This window comes from Corallococcus terminator (assembly GCF_049194865.1).
GTDB lineage: Bacteria > Myxococcota > Myxococcia > Myxococcales > Myxococcaceae > Myxococcus > Myxococcus terminator_A.
Map to the genome: position 1 here is coordinate 167,896 of NZ_JBLZWL010000003.1, position 16,266 is coordinate 184,161.

A 16,266-nucleotide genomic window follows, 5' to 3' on the forward strand; every position below is an offset into this window, starting at 1 on the left:
CGCTTCACGGCGTGCAGTAGCGCACCGAGTCCAGGTAGCTGCCGTCCAGCGTGGTCGTCATGTACATGGCGCCCACGCGGCGGGGCGCGAGCTTCTCCATCAGGACCCACTGCGCATACCGATGCAGTGGCAGGTATTCGGAGTCCGGAGACCTGTCCACCGCGGCCTGCCCCTCGTCCAAGGTCCACAGGCGTCCATTCCATCCGAGCCAGTCATCGCCTCCCGGCGGCGGCGCTTGATGGTCCTTGAACTCAGCGAGCCACCCCAGCCGCAGCACGCCTTCGTCCGCGAGGGCGCCATACCAGATGGTCTCTGTCGTGGGCGCCTCCGCCCACTTCTCCGGCAACCCACCGCCGAAAAGGTTCTGGACCACCTGAAGCTGTCGGGTCCAGTCCGGCGCGTAGCTCACTCGCAGCACCAGCACGGGCGACGCCAGCGGCCCACCGCGCGCGGAGCCTAGATCCACCAGCAAGGGCATCGACTCCTCGGAGGTTTCGAAGGAGCGCTCAACCCCCACCGGGTCCAGGTTGGCATCGAAGCGACGCAGTCGCACGGTGTCACCCGGAATCCCCGACTGATCACTCATGGCGACCAGAATCTCTCCATTGCGCAGCCACAGGACATTCGCCAGCCTCTGCGTGACATTCCCCTCGCTCGTGAAGAGTGACTTGGGCGCCGTGAGCACCGTTCCCTCGGCATCCGTCACCGTCCCCATCACCTGCATCGGCGGGGACTGCGCGGAACCCGAGCGCCAGATGACCACCACCCGGTCCCCCGCGACGGACGTCGCCGCACGGGTGCTTCCACTGTCCAACGCCCTGTCGAGGAGCGGGTACTCCACCAGCCCTCCCTCGGGCAGCGAAGTCGGCGCACCTCGGACATCGAGCGGGACCAGATACGCCCGGAGCGGCGCCCCCCCATTGAGCGCCACGGTGGAGTAGTGCAGCGCGAAGCCGGCTTCCGTGCGCACGAGCTGGGCGGACTGGAGCGTCCCCGCGGGGGCTTCCGTCCGAATCCACGGCATCGACACGCTCGCCGTCCCCTGGATGGACAACTCCGAGCTCAATCGCAGGATGAGGACCCTGTTGCTGTCGCCAATGGTCACGAACACGCCGCTGTCCGTCTTGAGACTGGAGACCTGCCCGAACGCCGTCTCCAGGCTCGTCACGCGGGACCAGCTCGGAGGGTCCGTCACGCCATCGCAATCGTTGTCGAGCCCGTCGCAGCGCGTCTCCGCTCCCTCCTCGTAGTCCGCGCCATACGAGCGCCCCGTGCACACCGCCTCATAGGCGCCGTCCACCCAGGCCCGCCGTGCCCCCGCGCAGACACCTCGCGTCTTCTCACACGCCAGCGGCTCCACGCCGCCATCCGGCTCGGGCGTACCAGCGTCCTCGGGCGTCCCCGCATCCTCGGGAGTGCCGGCATCCGGCTCGGGCGTCCCCGCATCCTCGGGCACGCCACCATCCGGTCCACCGTCGGTGCCAGTGCCCCCTCCATCCTCGGGCCGGCCCCCATCCCTGCCTCCGTCCTCCACCACGCTCGGGCCCGAGTCCCGCGTCCCCTCATCCTTCGAGCCCGAGGAGCCACACGCCGCCGCCATCACCGCCAGCAGCAGGAGCCCCACCCCCGCATGAACATGCCTTGCTTGCATGCCAGGCAGGATGACACGGCACGTTCCAGGAAAGCCAAGCCCCAGACATGCACCCCGTGGAATGCTTTACTCACGCAACTATTTCGCAGGGCCTGGTCAGCCTCACATCCCCATCCACGTCGCGTGCGAGGCTTTTCCACACGGCGCGTCCCTCTCGCGGGGCCCCGCGAGGAGCCTGTCTGCCTCCTCGCGGGTGAGCCCTCCGACTCGACTGCTAGCGATTGAGGCCGATGCGCGGACCCGAGCCCGGCGGCACGCAGGTGTAGGTCACCTCCTGGCCCGCCGTCTTCGCGTAGTTGCGCAGCGTCGCGTCCGTCACGTTCGCCGTCGTCCCGTCATCCGGCGTGAAGGCATTCGCGGACGGGCTGAAGAGGAAGCCCTTCACGCGGCCCCCGAGCGCCACCTTCGCCACCAGGTCACACTCCGTCACCGCGCCTCCCAGAATCTTCGAGGTGAACGGCGTGCGCGCACGCTGCAACAGCAGGTCGATGCGCGTCCCCACGCTCGCGGAGTTCGTGTTCGTCAACGTCACCTGCTGACCGACAATCGGCGCCAGGTCCGTGTCGAACGCGAGCAACAACTGCTCCACGTCCCGCCGCGTCCCATCCGGGTTGTTCAACGGGAAGCCCACGCCGAGGCTCGGGATGAACACGATGGCCGACAGGAACCGCGCCGCGGTGTCCACCGCGCCGTCATGCACGAAGCCAAAGCCACGCACCTGGTCCCCTTGCCAGCCACTGTCCGGCGCCAGGAAGAAGGGCGTCGTCGCGTTCCCGAACATGCCGACCTTTTGATAGATGTTGCGCAGGTGGGGGATCTTCACAATCTGGGGGATGTTCTCGAAGCTCACCCGACCATCCGTCCCGAAGAAGCCCTGGGACGCGTCGATGCGGTGACACCCCTCACACGTGAAGCCCAGCCCCTCTCCGAACGGAATGCCGTCCGAGCGACGCGTGCCCGAGTAGAAGTTCAGGCCCCGCTGCTGCGCCGCCGTCAGCGTGTTGTCCAGGTTGCGCACCGGGTTCGGCGGCAACTGCACCTGCAACTGGAAGTCGGTGAAGCGCTGCATCTCCGCCACCGTGGGCATGCTCGCCCGGCCCAGCAGGCCCTCGAACGCGACGATGAAGTTCATGAAGGACAGGTTCGGGTCCAGCTGCCCCACGCCGAAGAAGCCCGTGGAGCGGTCGCCACGCCAGTGCATCGCACCGGAGTTGACCATGCCGCGCAGCGTCTGCGTCGTCATGGGGCCCTTCATCGGGTGGAAGTCCTCCACGTTGCCGGAGCCGTTGATGTGCGGCTTGAGCAGCTCCGCCGCGCCCAACAGGCGCCCCGGAATCGTGTTCACCGTCACGTCCTCGTCCGGATTGCCCAAATCCCACGCGAGGTCATCCATGTCGCCGAAGATGTGGCAGCTCGCGCACGAGGCCTCGCCGTTGGCGGAGAGCGTCGAGGCGTCGTAGAGCACCGGCCGCCCCTGCACCACCGACGCTGGCTCCGGGTTGGCCAGCACCTGCTTGCCCAGCTCCACGCGCGTGGCCAGGTCGATGACCTTCACCGCGTTGTCGAAGCGGGTCATCACATAGAGGCGGTTGCGCGTCTCATCCAGAATCAGGCCGCTGGGCCCACCACCGCTGACCGGGATGTACGCGGCGCTGGCGACCTTCGGGTTGAAGCTGTCCGCCTCCAGGGCCTGCGTGTCGAACACGCCCACCTTGCTGGAGCTGTACGCGGCCACGTAGAGCTTCCGGCCATCGCGGCTCACCACCATGTCCAGCGGCATGGAGAGGCTGTGCGCCTTCGCCGCCGGGTCGAACCCGGGCTCGTTCGCCAGCTTCGCGTAGTCCAGGTGCTTGTTCAGGTGCCGGGGCAGCACGGTGCCGCCGAGGATGGCGGTGATGCGCGTCTCCGCCAGGTGGCCCTGCACCGTGGTGCCGCCGTAGTTGCCGGGACCCTCGAAGCGGACGTGGTTGAAGGCCTCCGTGTTGGACACGTACACCGTGCCCGTCACCGGGTTGGTCACCATGTTGAACAGCGTGGTGCCCACGTGCGGATAGGCCGCCTTCTGGCCCAGGGTGTTCGCGTCGAGCGCGAAGACGTCCTGGTCCGGCAGCCGGAAGCGCACCGCGTTGTTCCAGTTGCGCCCCAGCTCGTCCTGCCACTTGTTGGACTGGTTGTTGTACTTCACGATGAGCGCGACTTCGGGCGCCGGCACGCCCTGGTGGTTGGTGGCCGGGCCCGGGCTGCCACCTGGATAGATGGAGCCATTCACCAGACAGGGCAGGTAGGGATTGAAGCCCTCACACACCGTCTCCTCCAGCAGGGAGGTCGTCTGGTTGCCAGACTTGAACACGGCCGCATACACCGTCTGTCCATCCGGGCTCACCGTCAGCGCCCGAGGCGTGTCACCGAACAGGTTGAGGATGCGCACCGGCGTGCCACCCAGCGTCGTGCCCAGGTTCGCCGGGTCGAACACCCAGACATCCGCGCGCCCCACGCCCGGTGTGGTGAGCTGCGGGTCTCCCGCGCCCGGCACCGCCGCAATCGAGGAGTGCGTGCGGTGCTGTCCCCGGTGCGCCGTGGTGATGAACGCCCGGCCCCCCGTGCCCGCGAAGACGAGGTCTCTGGGCTCGTCACCCACCAACAACGTGCGCACCACGCGCGGCGTGCCCGTGAGCGAGACGACGCTGACACTGTCCGACAGGTGGTTGACCACCCAGACCTCGTTGTTGCCTCGCGGCGCCACCGCGACAGGCTCCAGTCCCACCGGAACCTTCGCCTGCAGCGCGAGCCCCGTGGCCCCCACCGTGAAGATGGACAGGCTGTTGTCCGGAGTGTTCACCGCGAACAGCCGCGTGCCATCCGGTGACAGCGCGAGCGGACGGACATGGCCGCTCTCGAAGGCGAGGAAGGAAGGTGCCGCCGCTTCCGCCGGCGTGAAGGCCGGTGTCATGACAGCGAGCAGCGACAGCGCCGCCAGCAAGGACTTCTGGATGCTTCTGAGTCTCGGGGGAGTCATGGGGAAGCCAGACCTCTGGGTATGACGAGGGGGACAACGCACACGCCGACCAAGGCGCGGCGGGGCATCTGCCGACGGAAGGGTGAAGCCAGAATGTGAGCGGGGTGGAAAAGCGTGGCGCCTCTGAACCGCTACGCTCGAGGCGGTCTACAGACAGACATAACGCAATGCGTCACAGGGAAGGCACGCGATGCGAGGGCAAGCATCCTCACCTCCGACATGGCAGGATTCCGAGGAAGACAAGGTACCGGGGGATGCGCCTTGGGTGCTTGCTCCGTTCCGCCAATTCCTTTGACCGAAGGCGACAACATGAGCTCTCCGGCGACCATGTTGACGAGCTGGGCGCTGGCGCTCCACCGGACGCTGGAGCTGCGCGGCGTGGACTCGCATGCGCTGTTCGTGCAGGCGGGACTGAACCCGGGGCTGCTGGGAGACGCCAACGCGCGGTATCCGCAAAAGGGGATGACTCGGCTGTGGCGGCTGGCGGTGGAGCGCTCGGGGGAGCCGGCCATTGGACTGGAGATGGCGCGGCAGGTGAGCCCCACGACGTTCCATGCGGTGGGCTACCGGCTGAATGCGTCCAGCACGCTGCGCGAGGCCTTCGAGCGGCTGGTGCACGCGGTGGCGCTGGTCTCCGATGCGCTCCGGCCGGCCTTCACGCGAGATGGGGACTGCTATCAGGTGATCCTCTTCGACGGGGGCGATGGGCCGCACCTGTGCGAGGAGGAGACGGACGCGGTGGCGTACCTGCTCGTGCGCTTCTGCCGGGTGGTGTACGGCAAGGAATTGTCGCCGCGCGAGGTGCTGCTGCGCCGCCCGGAGCCGGCGGACCTGACGCCTTACGCGAAGCTGTTCCGGTGCAAGGTGACCTTCGGAGCGAATGCGGACGTGCTGGTGTACGAGCGTCCGCCGTTCGAGGTGACGCTGCCGGGAGCGAATCCGGAGCTGGCGCGCATCAATGACGAGCTCATCACCCGGCACCTGGCCCGGCAGGCGGGGCAGGACGTGGTGGCGCGGGTGCGCGCGGTGTTGCTGGAGCTGCTGCCACAGGGAGAGCCGTCGCAGGAGAAGGTGGCGGAGCGGCTGCACATGAGCGCGCGGAGTTTGCAGCGGAGGTTGGTGGATTCGGGGTCGGGGTTCCGTGAGTTGCTCGCGGAGACTCGCCGGACGCTGGCCCTGTCGTATCTCTCCGAGCCTGGGCGGTCGGTGAGCGAGATTGCGTATCTGTTGGGCTTCTCCGATGTGAGCACGTTCACCCGCGCGTTCCGGCGGTGGACGGGACAACCTCCGAGCCGCTTCGGGACGCCGGCTCGGGCTCGCTCGGGTTCGTGAGGCTCGGGGCCAACGTGCCCCGAGCAGAGCTCATTCGGCGAAGGCGCCCTCCGTCGCGCGCAGCGCGGAGAAGAGCTCCTGCTGCGCCTCGCGAAGCTCCTTCGGTATGCCACGGGCCATCGGCGCGAGGAGCCAGAGGGGTGGCCCGCCGTCGAGTTCCTTCTCGAGCTGGAGCCGGGCGTCCCCGTGCGCGAGGAAGGATGGGAGCGCGGCTCGTCCAAGGCCGACGCAACACGCATCGCGCATGGCCAGGAGTGAGCCGCACGTCACGGCACCCGGCACGTCCTTGGGCACCTCGCGCCACCAACCCATCGAGGACTTGGCTCGCAGCCCGACGCTCGGCTGCAGCCAACCCGATGCTCCGCCTCGCGCGCGATACACTCCGACCTTCAACCGCCCGAGCCGTCGACCGCGCAGCGACCCGCTCGGGTTCTGACCGGGACGAAGAGCGAGGTCGACCTGCCCTGGCAGCAGCTCGAGCTCGTCGTCACTCACAAGCACCTCTACCGCCTGCACGGGCCTGGCCTTCGCGAGCGCGAGGAACAAGAGCGGCGCCAGCACGTCGCTGGTCGTGATGACGAGGGTTCGTTCCCGGCCCCTTCTCTCGGACCCCACGAAGTCCTCGATTTCCCTCGCGGTCACGCGCATGGGCGCGGCCCTCTCCGCGATTCGCAGCGTCAGCGCGCTCGGTACGAGTCGAGCGCCCCGCGCGAACAGAGCCGTGCCGAGACGCGCCTCCAGTGCCGCGACCCTCCTCGACACCGAAGAATGTCGAAGCGAAAGCTCGCGTCCCGCGGCCTCGACGCTGCCAGTGCGAACAAGCGCCTCGATGGTTTGAAGCTCGTCCCAGGAGATGTGCATATGTGCACATCCTCTGTGCGCTCGCTTGGAGCTGTCAAACGAGCCATGCCGAGGTAATTCTTCAAGCGCACCCCAGCGCGAGAGGAAACAACCATGGTCGGCGATCCGGACAACCTGCCCGTTGGCTTCGCGACCACTGACAACGCGACGACGTCGATGCGCTCCTCGCGCGCTACGCTGACGGCGAGGTTGAAGTCGTGAAGCTCTCCCGTCGCACGTTCGTCGCCGGAAGCGCCGTGGCCCTGTCCGGTTGTCACACCGAAAAGAGCTTGCCCATGCCACACGTCGAACACCGCCCGCTCGCATCGCTGCCTAGAACCACGCTTTCGTGGCTCTCGCTCCGGGACCACTTCGTCGCGACGGTGGGCCCCCACTCCGGCCAGGGTCGGCCGCTGGGGCCGCTGCTCGTCCTCGCGGATGCGACGTTCGCGCCGAAATCGCGGTTCCCCCTTCACCCGCATGAGGAGATGGAGATCCTCAGCATCGTCGTGGACGGGACGCTGTCCCATCACGGAAACCAGGCTCACGGCGCGACGATGGGCCCGCGGACCGCGCAGTTGATTTCGGCGCGGAGCGGGATGGTGCACGCCGAGGGAAACGACACAGACCGACCGACGCGGATGCTCCAGTTGTGGTTCCGGCCGCACACGTACGGCGGCCCCCCTGCCTACTACTCGCGCCAGCTCTCGGATGACGGACGTCAGCTCATCGCGGGCGACGAAGGGATGCCTCTGCGCGCCGACGTGCGGGTCTGGTGGCTCCCGCTCGTCGCGGGCCGGCCCGAGAAGCTGACGCTCGACCGCGTCCGTAACGGATACCTGCTCGCGACGACGGGACCGCTTCGGGTTGAGGCGCTCCAGGGCGGCGCGGGTGTGAACCTGGCGCTCGGCGAAGGCGCCGTGCTCGGCGAGGGTTCGGTCACGGTGACAGCGGACATCGCGAGTTCGGCGCTCTGGATTGACCTTCCTTGATGCGGTGGCTCTTCGGGCTCAGCGGGTTGGCAGCTCGCGGAACCTGAGGCCGTCCAATTCCAGCCGGAGCACGGCGTCTTTGAAACGCTCCGTGCCGATGACCATGGTGGCGAAGTTGGCCAGTCGGAACAGGTCCAGGTCCGTGGGCAGGGAAGCCGCGTCCAGGATGGGCTCGTCAGGCCGAGAGAAACCAAACCGCCCGCATGTTGGACACGGCGTCGACATGCCCGGGGGAATGCAGTCCGGGTGGAGCCTCCCATGGGGAGCCACCTGGAGTTCCAACAGCTCCGGTGGGGGCTTCTGCCGGAATCGCAATGCCGTGGGATGGCCTGTCAGGCTCTTCACTCCCTCTGCATGGAGGCGCTCCATGGCTTCACGCTGAATCAGCGGCGCCGATATCACCCAGGCGAATGCAGGCAGCTTCCCGAACGACTTCCCCACCATCGGCCCGAAGCGCGTACCCGGAGGAAGCGCGACATTCGGGGGTGCCAGCGGACGGACCAGTTCTCGCAGGCGCACGAACTCTGAAAAAGGTTCGGGCCGGGCCTTCTCCAATTCGCGGTGCTCCGGTAAGGGCGACAGGTCCACACCGGGGTAGAAGTGGCCGGTGCCACCCCAAGTAGCGCCGCAGGCGGGGCACCCCTTCAAACCGGGCAGCAGCCACTTGTGAATACCCTCGACCTCCCCGCCATGCTTCGCCACTGCAATGGCGTCCTCATCCACCCAGAAGAATCGGCTCATGTGCCCTCAAGCTCCAGGCTTCGAATAGTAGGGCTGGATAGGGCCTCCGATGAGCTGGAAACGGTAGATAAGCTCTCCTGCATGCTTGAAAATGGCCTCGGGTAGGGCGTTGGGATGATTTTCCTGAAACTGTCGCCAGGCCGCGTTCCACTCCCCTCCTCGTCCACCCACCCTGTGAATGCGATGATGAAGTTCAACGGGAATGGGTATCGTGTAGTGGTGAATCTTGACGCCCTGAGTCTCGAACCACTCTCGCAGCGCCGGCTCCTGCGGAAAGATGTGGTGCTTCTCCCAACGCCCGGCCGTGAGCTGGCGTGACGGAGGGATGACCTGGTCCGGAGCACCGTTCCAGTTGGGGAACGTCATGATGGAACCCGGAGGGAGTTTCTGCGCCCCGCCCCAATTCCTCCGAGGACCACTGCCCGGTGCCGCCGCGGCAGCGGGTGGGCGCGACGGCGGGAAGCGCGCCAACTCCACCGCTACCGGCGTGTCCTCGCAGCGATAGAAGCCACAGGTGTCGCCCAGACACAGGAGGGTTACGCACTGATCCTCTTCTGGCGTGTGACACTCCAGCTCGGCCTCGTCCCAGGCCTGCTGCACGGGGGGCTTTTCAACCGTGGAACAGCCGAGCCAGGACACCGCGACCAGCGCAAGCCATTGGGCGTGACGAATTCGCATGGGCCAAGCCCATCACGTCCTCGCCATCACCGGGAAACGATTCGCGCCCTGGGGCAGCGAGAGATTGCGCACGAAGAGGTCCGCCTCCGTGTCCTCGCCGAGCACCTCCGCCCCCGGCCACCACCGGTCGGGCGTGAAGCCGAACTGGACTCTCTTCACGGGCTCTTCCACCAGTCGCGATAGATGCGGACGCAAGTCGAACCCCTCTCGCGCGAACACGTCCTCGATGTAGAGCGTGCCGTCCTCGACACCCGCGAAGACCCACGCATCCTCACTCAGCTTCCGCAGCGGACGCGCGAAGTTCGCCGCCGCGTACCAGGTCGCGACATGCCCATGCCGCCGCGCTCCGAAGCGCTCCGTCACGGGGACGCCCTCCTCCGCCAACTCCACCAATCTCGCTCGCACCGACACCTCCGCCACATCCAACACCGGCGCGGGCTCGCCTCCGGGAACCACGTCCAGCGTCACCCCGAACAACGTCTGCTCCCGGGGCGCGAAGCCAAAGCGCGGATAGAAGTCGAGCACCTTCTTGTTCGCGAACAACAACATCGGCGCGTCACCACACGCCTCCATCGCCGCCTCCATCGCCAACCACGCCAGGCCCTGTCCCCGTCGCTCCGGCACACAACCCACCGCCCCGAGCTGATAGCCGACGACCTCCCTCCCCTCCACCCACAGGAACATCCTCATCACCGAGGCATTCGCCACCACGCGCCCCCCGTCCATCACGCTGAACGCGCGGTAGTCGTCGGTCCACTCGCCCCACGTGCACCAGCGGCGGAAGTCCACCGTGCGGAAGACGTGGGGCACGTACTCACAGAAGGCGGCTTGCAGCTCGGGGGCGCGGTGGTCGATGACCACGACCTGGGGTGACTTCGACATGGGATGCATGAACATCACAAACGCACGCGGGTTGGGAAATTCCCGCACGGCGCCGCGTCGACCCGGGACGCACGTGCCTTCCACGGGAACGCAGGCCGTGCTCTCTCGCGTGCGATAGGCAACACGCCCCGCGAAGCCAGACCCGCGTGCGATTTCAACCCCCGGGATTCACTGACAGGACGTCGCTGGCTCGACGACTGCACAGGGCCGTCGCGCCAACCCCCTCACACAAGGAGCCGCCACATGTGCACCGACTTCCTCGTCGTCGCCTCGGACAAGAGTGTCGTCAATGGCCGCAGCATGGAGTTCGGCGTCGACCTCGACTCGAAGCTCCTCGTCCGCGCCCCTGGTGAGAAGTTCATCTCCCCCTCCCCCAAGGGCCTCAACGGCCTGACGTGGACCGCCACCTACGGCTACGTCGGCCTCACCGCCAAGGGCGGCCTCCCCATCATGGTCGACGGGCTCAACACCGCGGGCCTGTCCACCGGCAGCCTGTGGCTGCCCGAGTCCCGCTACCCCAAGGTCACCGACAACTCCAAGGCCCTGTCGCTGGCGCAGTTCCCTGGCTGGGTGCTCGGCAGCTTCGCCACCGTCGCCGAGGTGAAGACCGCCCTCCAGGAAGGCGCGGCCCAGGTCTGGGAGAGCGACTGGCTGGCCCAGTACCTGCCCCTGCACTTCCCCATCCACGACGCCCAGGGCAACAGCCTGGTCGTCGAGTTCCTCGACGGGGAGATGCACCTGCACGACAACCCCGTCGCCGTGCTCACCAACGCGCCCCCCTTCCCCGTCCAGCTCCAGAACCTCCGCGAGTACGTGGGCCTGTCCCCGTGGGACGCCAAGGCCGTGGACCTGGGCAGCGAGACCTTCACCCAGCCCGGCCACGGCAGCGGCCTGCGCGGCCTGCCCGGCGACCCGATGCCGCCCTCCCGCTTCGTGCGCGCCGCGTACCTCAAGCAGTTCGCCCGCCCCGTCGCCAACGCCACCGAGGCCACCACCCTCGCCTTCCACCTGCTCAACACCGTCGACATCCCGCGCGGCACGGTCCGCTCACTCGACGAGAAGTCCCTCAAGGAAGAGGACGACTACACCCAGTGGACCGTGGTCAAGGACCTCACCCACACCGTCCTCAACGTGCGCTTCTACGACGACCTGCTCATCTACTCGGTGAACCTCAAGACGCTCGACTTCAAGAACGCAGGCGGCAAGACGTTCGCCGTGCCCACCAGCCCCACGTCCATCGACATCACTTCCAAGCTGACGACCTGAGCCCCATCGACTCCGGACGTGGCCCGGGGTTCGAGTGAACCCTCACGGCATACCCGCCCCTTGAATTCCTCGGGGGCGGGTATTTTCGTGTCGGGATTGAATGTGCAACTGGTGTACACGTCCCAGCCGCCACACCGCCGGGCTGCTCCCGCGCGGCCTCATTCCAATTCAGGAGCACACCTCATGAAGCGCCTCATCCAGGGACTCTCCCTGACGTCCTTGTGTCTCTCGCTGGCGGCCTGCGGTGCCAACAAGTTCTACACGCTGCCCGTCGACTCGAATGACGCCTCGACGACCAAGACGTCCATTGGGGTCTGCGCCCTGGAGAGCGGGCTCGAGTCGCAGGCCCTGGACAACACGGCCATCGCCGTCACCTACGACGCGGCCTCCACGATGTACTACCGGTACAACGGCAAGGACGCGTACACCTTCCAGGTCTCCGTGGACGACAAGCAGGTTCCTCCGGCGGAGCTGGAGGCGAAGCTCGCCACCGTGCGCAAGAAGGGCGAGGAGCTGTACCTCTGCGCCCAGGACCGCATCAACCCGCGCTTCGTCGCCGTCGCTCCCGAGCCGGCTCGGACGAACGTCACCATCAACGTGAACACTCCGGGCGCGAGCTCGCGGGACACCGTGTCCGCGGGCGCGTCGGTGTCGACGAACACGGCCTCGGCCTCGACGACGTCCTCTGCCGCCTCGGTGGACCTGGGCGATGGCACCTGCGCCCGCGCCGTGGACTGCTATGCGCGGCTGGCCAAGACGGTCTGCGAGGGCGCGCAGGACTGCAGCTTCAAGGTGGAGATTTCGGGCAACGACGAGACGAGCTGCCGTGATGCGCTGCTCCGCGTCCCGGACCTGCTCCAGCCGTTCAAGATGATTCGCCCCAACCTCTCCGCGCCGGCCGTCTGCCGCGCCGAGTAGTCCTCCCCATGCAACCCGCCTCCGGCGTTGTGCCGGAGCGTGGGCGTTGGAAGGACTTCCGCCGGAGCCCTGTGTCCAGGGCTCCGGCGGTGTACCCGCGACACAGGCTTCGCGCGCTCAGTTGATGCGCAGGGCCAGCTTGCCCAGGTGGTGCTTGCCCACGGCCTCGTGCGCGCCTCGGACGTCATCCAGGCGGTAGACCTTCGAGACCTCGACGTGGAAGGGACCAGACTCGATGAGGCTGTTGAGGCGGCCGAGCACCTTGGGGTTCGCCTCGCCGTTGTAGGCGGTCGCCTTGACGCCCTCGGGGCCCTTGGGCGCGGGCTCGACGCCGTTGGGGTAGGCGATGTGGCCGCCCTTCTTCAAGACGCCCTTGAGCAGCTCGTTCACCTTGTCTCCGCCCACGAGCACCAGCGCCGCGTCGAGGCCGTCCGGAGCGAAGTCCCGCACCGCCTTCGCGACGTCGTCGGAGCGGCCGTCCACGGCCTTGTCCGCGCCCAGCTTCTTCATCAACTCCACGCCGTCCGCGCCGGAAGCCACCGCGAGCACCTTGGCGCCGAGCCGCTTGGCCAGCTGCACCGCGAGGTGACCCACGCCGCCGCTCGCGCCGTACACCAGCAGCGTGGTGCCCTGGCCGACCTTGAGGGTGTCTTCGACGCCTTGGAGGGCCGTGATTCCATCCGCCGCCAGCACGCCCGCCTGCTCCGCGCTCAGTCCCTTGGGTACGGGCGCGGTGTCCAGGGCCCTCACCGCGGTGTATTCCGCGTAGAAGCCTCCCTTCTCGTTCAGGAAGCCGAAGGCGTAGACCTTGTCGCCGACCTTGAGGTTCTTGACGCCTTCGCCCAGCGCGACGACGGTGCCTGCGCCATCCGTGCCGAGCACGTAGGGGAAGGACGCCTTGCTACCCGGCTTGTAGCCTTCCATCTCGCCCGCGCGCTCGGCGGGGTCCCACTGGCCGATGCCGGCGGTCTCTACCTGGATGAGCACCTCGCCGGGGCCTACCTGGGGGACGGGGACGGTCTTGGTGGCGAGAACTTCCGGTCCGCCGAAGCGGTCGATGGCGGCGGCCTTCATCTGAGAGGGAACGGAGGTCTTCATGGAAGTGGCTCCTCGCGGGCAGAGGCCCCGCGACGGATAGGGTTCCTCCGCAGGCTGGTCATGGGTGGGAGGAATTGCAGAAGGAGCGACGAAGCCCCGAGCCAGGGCATGCCCTCATGCCCGCCGCCCAGGCACGGGAGGCCAGCAGACTGGCGTACAGTCGCGCGGCGGATATTCCCTGAAGACTCCGGAGGCGGAGATGTCGTCGCGACTGAAGCTGCGCTCGCTGCTCGTGGGTGGTGTCCTGTTGCTGTCCTCCACCGCCGGGAGCGCGAGCGCTCCGAGCGTGTCACTGGGAGGAATCGAGCTGCGCGTCTTCGACCGGCAGAAGGGCTCCATTGTCACGGTGGAGGAGGCCTCGGACCCGTATGGGATGAACGTGGACGCGATGCTGCTGGTGAAGGTGCAGGGCCAGTACGAAGGGGACAAACCGCTGAAGCTGAAGCTCGTGGTGAGCGCGCCGAAGGAGGAGTCGGAGGCGGGCTCGCGGCGCGCATGGAAGGTGACGCAGACGCGGGAGCTGCATGTGCTGGCGGAGAGCGGCGTGACGATGGTGCCCTTCCTGATGCCCTACGAGTGCTCGTCCACCGTGAAGGTGGTCGCCACGCTGTCGGGCCCGGGCATCAATGGGAGCAAGAAGCTGGACACCGCGTTTCCGTGCGCGGAGTGAGACGGGTCACCAGTTGAGCGCTTCGGGGGCATTCGAGAAGGGCAGCAGCAGATCTCCGATGAGCGCGTGTTGACGCTTCATCTCGAACCAGACCGAGGGATGCTGACGCGCTCGCACCTGCCCTGCCAGCATGTCGAGCTGCGCCTTCGGCATGCCCTGTGACTTCTCGTGGACGTACACCTTGAGGTGATTGAGGTAGTCCACGTAGGCGGAGCGCCGCGCGCTGGGCAGGATGTCGCGCAGATTCAATCGGAGCTCGCGAATCGTGTACTCGGCGCGAGCATGTTCGACTGTCCCCGGCCTGGCGCGTGGAAGGAACCAGAAGGTGTCACGCAGGTCGAGGGACAGAAACTCGGTCGGGTCCTCGAGGCGAGGGTCGATGAACACGGGCTTGCCCACGATGGGTGGTACGACGGGCGCTCTCCGGGCTCGCTGCACGCTGGTGAGGCGCCCCGTGTCCTCGGCGAAGACCGCGAAGTGGTCGTTCTTGTGCAGGTTGCAGATGCCGCACGCGTAGAGGTAGTTCATCCACGCGAAGACCACTTCGGGGTAGAGCGACTTCGGACGGATGTGCTCCACCTCGTCCGCGCAGGAGTCTTCGCAATAGGCGCAGCGCCGCGCGCCTGAACACATCCGCGTCAGCGTGGCTTTGACGTCATCGAAGACGGGATTGCCGAGCTTGTTCGCCGAGGAAAAGCTCTTCTTGGCCCTCGCCACTCGCTCCGCATAGTCCGGCAGCGAATCGACTGTCCGCTGATGGTCCGCGAGGCCCGTGAGCGCGGCGGCCGACAACGGGCTGTCCGGCAGCCGGATCACTTGAGCAGGTCCTTCACTTCGGGAACGGGCAGCGCACTCGCGGACGTGGGCGTCCGTGAGCGCAGCGTCTGCTGCTCCGTGCGCTCTTCGTCGTTGAGCCCTTCGACCAGTTCCTTCTGGTTGAGCACGGCGAGGCGTTCGAGCTGTTCGAGCGCCTCCGGCGAACGCGTGGAGATGTCTCCGAAGACGCCCGTTCCGTAGGCGTCCAGCACGTTCCCGTAGAGGAGCCGGTCCCTCGCGAGGCCGGTGACCATGCCACCCGACTCGTCGCTTCCCGGCTGTGGGAGCCGGAAGATGCTTCCCACTGTCGCGGCCTGACAGATGAGCGGGCTGTGTGTGGTGACGATGAATTGGATGAGCGGGAAGTGCTTACGGAACCAGTGGCCCACACGGCGCTGCCAGGTAGGGTGCAGGTGCACGTCGATTTCGTCGATGAGGACCACGCCCGGAACCTGCACGGTCGTCGCATCCTGCGGTGCGAAGAGATGCCCGGCACCGTACGTCTTCGCGAGCTGGCGGATGAGCTCGAACGTCATGCTCAAGATGGAGCGATATCCGTCGCTCAGGTTCTCGACGGGGACCTCGCAGCCATTGCCGTCGACGAAGCGTACTCCGTTCGAGGAGATCGACTCCAAACGGGCTTCATTCGGCAGAAAGTCAGGTTGGTTGATGAACTGCTTCAGCGGCTCCAACAGCGCACCTTCGGGTCCGCCTTCCAGTCGCTTGAACTCAAGCAACTTCAGCCATTCGAGACACTCCGTCAGAGCGACGGACTCACCAAAAACAGACAAGTGGCGAGCGAGCTTCGGGTTGGAAGAGAAAAGCTTCTCCTGGTCTTTGTCACCACCCGTAAAACGTCGAAACGGACCGTATGAGGCAGAGAACCAACCGGAACCTTCTTTCCAAGAGCCCTCTCCAAAAACGGGCTCACCGAGTTGCAAGAGTTGGACCGCGTCGTCTTCGTCCAGCAGCCGATGAAAGGCCAAGAGAACTGTATCATCCATTATTGGAGAATGATGACTGCCTCCAATAACCTGGTCCCATCTCAAGTCTCTGTCCCGGGCTACCAGAATCGAGCCATTCAGTGTTCGCGCGCTGAGCCACTCGTCCCAGTTTTGGCGCAATGCCCTCGCCTCATGAGGTCCCACCATGGCGAGCGCGATGGCCCGAAGGACGGAACTCTTGCCCGCGCCGTTGTCCCCGAGAATGACGTGCCAGCCCGCCAGGGAGGGCTCCGCAGGTGGCTCCCACTCCAGTTCGGTGATGGAGCGGATGTTCTCGAGGGAGACTTTCTTCAGGTACATGGCGCGCAGCACGCCCGAAACGACGCAGAGGGTCAACCGCCTCGTGGCCACATTGTGAAGCC

The 16,266-nt window shown here is 66.7% G+C and carries 14 protein-coding genes and 1 pseudogene; 5 read left to right on the forward strand and 10 right to left on the reverse strand.

The window, feature by feature from the left end; genetic code table 11:
* Positions 1-4: 4 nt before the first annotated feature.
* Positions 5-1,651, reverse strand: coding sequence for a putative metal-binding motif-containing protein (locus tag ACN469_RS04770; RefSeq protein ID WP_498764573.1), 1,647 nt, complete (start codon positions 1,649-1,651; stop codon positions 5-7).
* Positions 1,652-1,865: 214 nt separating this feature from the next.
* Positions 1,866-4,667, reverse strand: coding sequence for a YncE family protein (locus ACN469_RS04775; protein WP_498764575.1), 2,802 nt, complete (start codon positions 4,665-4,667; stop codon positions 1,866-1,868).
* Positions 4,668-4,976: 309 nt separating this feature from the next.
* Here ACN469_RS04775 and ACN469_RS04780 point away from each other — a divergent pair, with 309 nt between their 5' ends.
* Complete coding sequence (locus ACN469_RS04780; protein WP_498764577.1) at positions 4,977-5,999, forward strand: AraC family transcriptional regulator; 1,023 nt, start codon at positions 4,977-4,979, stop codon at positions 5,997-5,999.
* Positions 6,000-6,029: 30 nt separating this feature from the next.
* Here ACN469_RS04780 and ACN469_RS04785 read toward each other — a convergent pair whose 3' ends face one another.
* Positions 6,030-6,647 (reverse strand): type 2 periplasmic-binding domain-containing protein, encoded by a 618-nt coding sequence (locus tag ACN469_RS04785; protein WP_498764673.1) that lies wholly within the window; start codon positions 6,645-6,647, stop codon positions 6,030-6,032.
* Between the two features lie 51 nt (positions 6,648-6,698).
* Positions 6,699-7,166: pseudogene (locus tag ACN469_RS04790) on the reverse strand (helix-turn-helix domain-containing protein); the annotation flags it as partial.
* Between ACN469_RS04790 and ACN469_RS04795 the strand changes: the two are divergent.
* Positions 7,136-7,831 carry a pirin family protein gene (locus ACN469_RS04795; RefSeq protein WP_498764579.1) on the forward strand — a complete coding sequence of 232 codons (696 nt, stop codon included), beginning with the start codon at positions 7,136-7,138 and terminating at the stop codon, positions 7,829-7,831. The pseudogene ACN469_RS04790 and the gene ACN469_RS04795 sit on opposite strands and share 31 nt — an antisense overlap.
* 18 nt (positions 7,832-7,849) lie before the next feature.
* On the opposite strand, the gene sitI6 is transcribed toward ACN469_RS04795, so the two are convergent.
* Genes sitI6 through ACN469_RS04810 form a run of 3 tightly spaced genes read right to left on the reverse strand, consistent with a single transcriptional unit; the run spans position 7,850 to position 10,141 of the window.
* The gene (gene sitI6, locus ACN469_RS04800; RefSeq protein ID WP_498764581.1) at positions 7,850-8,572 is read right to left on the reverse strand and encodes a SitI6 family double-CXXCG motif immunity protein; all 723 of its coding nucleotides are present in this window, start codon (positions 8,570-8,572) and stop codon (positions 7,850-7,852) included.
* Positions 8,573-8,578: 6 nt separating this feature from the next.
* Positions 8,579-9,250 carry a SitA6 family polymorphic toxin lipoprotein gene (gene sitA6 / locus ACN469_RS04805; protein ID WP_498764582.1) on the reverse strand — a complete coding sequence of 224 codons (672 nt, stop codon included), beginning with the start codon at positions 9,248-9,250 and terminating at the stop codon, positions 8,579-8,581.
* Positions 9,251-9,262: 12 nt separating this feature from the next.
* A complete protein-coding gene (locus ACN469_RS04810) occupies positions 9,263-10,141 on the reverse strand; it encodes a GNAT family N-acetyltransferase (protein WP_498764583.1) in 879 nt (292 codons plus the stop codon).
* 234 nt (positions 10,142-10,375) lie between these two features.
* Here ACN469_RS04810 and ACN469_RS04815 point away from each other — a divergent pair, with 234 nt between their 5' ends.
* Together ACN469_RS04815 and ACN469_RS04820 are read left to right on the forward strand one after the other, a co-directional pair.
* Positions 10,376-11,398: a linear amide C-N hydrolase gene (locus ACN469_RS04815; protein WP_498764585.1), complete on the forward strand. Its 1,023-nt coding sequence runs from the start codon at positions 10,376-10,378 to the stop codon at positions 11,396-11,398.
* Between the two features lie 183 nt (positions 11,399-11,581).
* The gene (locus ACN469_RS04820; RefSeq protein ID WP_498764587.1) at positions 11,582-12,316 is read left to right on the forward strand and encodes a hypothetical protein; all 735 of its coding nucleotides are present in this window, start codon (positions 11,582-11,584) and stop codon (positions 12,314-12,316) included.
* Positions 12,317-12,433: 117 nt separating this feature from the next.
* Here the strand turns inward: ACN469_RS04820 and ACN469_RS04825 are convergent, their stop codons facing one another.
* Entirely contained in the window at positions 12,434-13,414 is a 981-nt protein-coding gene (locus tag ACN469_RS04825; protein ID WP_498764588.1) for an NADP-dependent oxidoreductase, read from the reverse strand.
* A 199-nt stretch (positions 13,415-13,613) separates the two neighbouring features.
* Between ACN469_RS04825 and ACN469_RS04830 the strand changes: the two genes are divergently transcribed.
* Positions 13,614-14,084 (forward strand): hypothetical protein, encoded by a 471-nt coding sequence (locus ACN469_RS04830; protein WP_498764590.1) that lies wholly within the window; start codon positions 13,614-13,616, stop codon positions 14,082-14,084.
* A 6-nt stretch (positions 14,085-14,090) separates the two neighbouring features.
* On the opposite strand, the gene ACN469_RS04835 is transcribed toward ACN469_RS04830, so the two are convergent.
* A complete protein-coding gene (locus ACN469_RS04835) occupies positions 14,091-14,900 on the reverse strand; it encodes an HNH endonuclease family protein (protein ID WP_498764592.1) in 810 nt (269 codons plus the stop codon).
* Positions 14,897-16,240 (reverse strand): AAA family ATPase, encoded by a 1,344-nt coding sequence (locus ACN469_RS04840; protein WP_498764594.1) that lies wholly within the window; start codon positions 16,238-16,240, stop codon positions 14,897-14,899. The genes ACN469_RS04835 and ACN469_RS04840 overlap by 4 nt, the downstream gene beginning before the upstream one ends.
* Positions 16,241-16,266: the final 26 nt, after the last annotated feature.

Bases quoted from the DNA above. Each gene is read 5' to 3' on its own strand.
- sitA6 (WP_498764582.1), bottom strand. From the start codon at position 9,250: ATGCGAATTCGTCACGCCCAATGGCTTGCGCTGGTCGCGGTGTCCTGG.
- ACN469_RS04795 (WP_498764579.1), top strand. From the start codon at position 7,136: ATGCCACACGTCGAACACCGCCCGCTCGCATCGCTGCCTAGAACCACG.
- ACN469_RS04770 (WP_498764573.1), bottom strand. From the start codon at position 1,651: ATGCAAGCAAGGCATGTTCATGCGGGGGTGGGGCTCCTGCTGCTGGCG.
- ACN469_RS04780 (WP_498764577.1), top strand. From the start codon at position 4,977: ATGAGCTCTCCGGCGACCATGTTGACGAGCTGGGCGCTGGCGCTCCAC.
- ACN469_RS04820 (WP_498764587.1), top strand. From the start codon at position 11,582: ATGAAGCGCCTCATCCAGGGACTCTCCCTGACGTCCTTGTGTCTCTCG.
- ACN469_RS04810 (WP_498764583.1), bottom strand. From the start codon at position 10,141: ATGCATCCCATGTCGAAGTCACCCCAGGTCGTGGTCATCGACCACCGC.
- ACN469_RS04825 (WP_498764588.1), bottom strand. From the start codon at position 13,414: ATGAAGACCTCCGTTCCCTCTCAGATGAAGGCCGCCGCCATCGACCGC.
- ACN469_RS04830 (WP_498764590.1), top strand. From the start codon at position 13,614: ATGTCGTCGCGACTGAAGCTGCGCTCGCTGCTCGTGGGTGGTGTCCTG.
- ACN469_RS04815 (WP_498764585.1), top strand. From the start codon at position 10,376: ATGTGCACCGACTTCCTCGTCGTCGCCTCGGACAAGAGTGTCGTCAAT.
- ACN469_RS04775 (WP_498764575.1), bottom strand. From the start codon at position 4,667: ATGACTCCCCCGAGACTCAGAAGCATCCAGAAGTCCTTGCTGGCGGCG.
- sitI6 (WP_498764581.1), bottom strand. From the start codon at position 8,572: ATGAGCCGATTCTTCTGGGTGGATGAGGACGCCATTGCAGTGGCGAAG.
- ACN469_RS04785 (WP_498764673.1), bottom strand. From the start codon at position 6,647: ATGCGCGTGACCGCGAGGGAAATCGAGGACTTCGTGGGGTCCGAGAGA.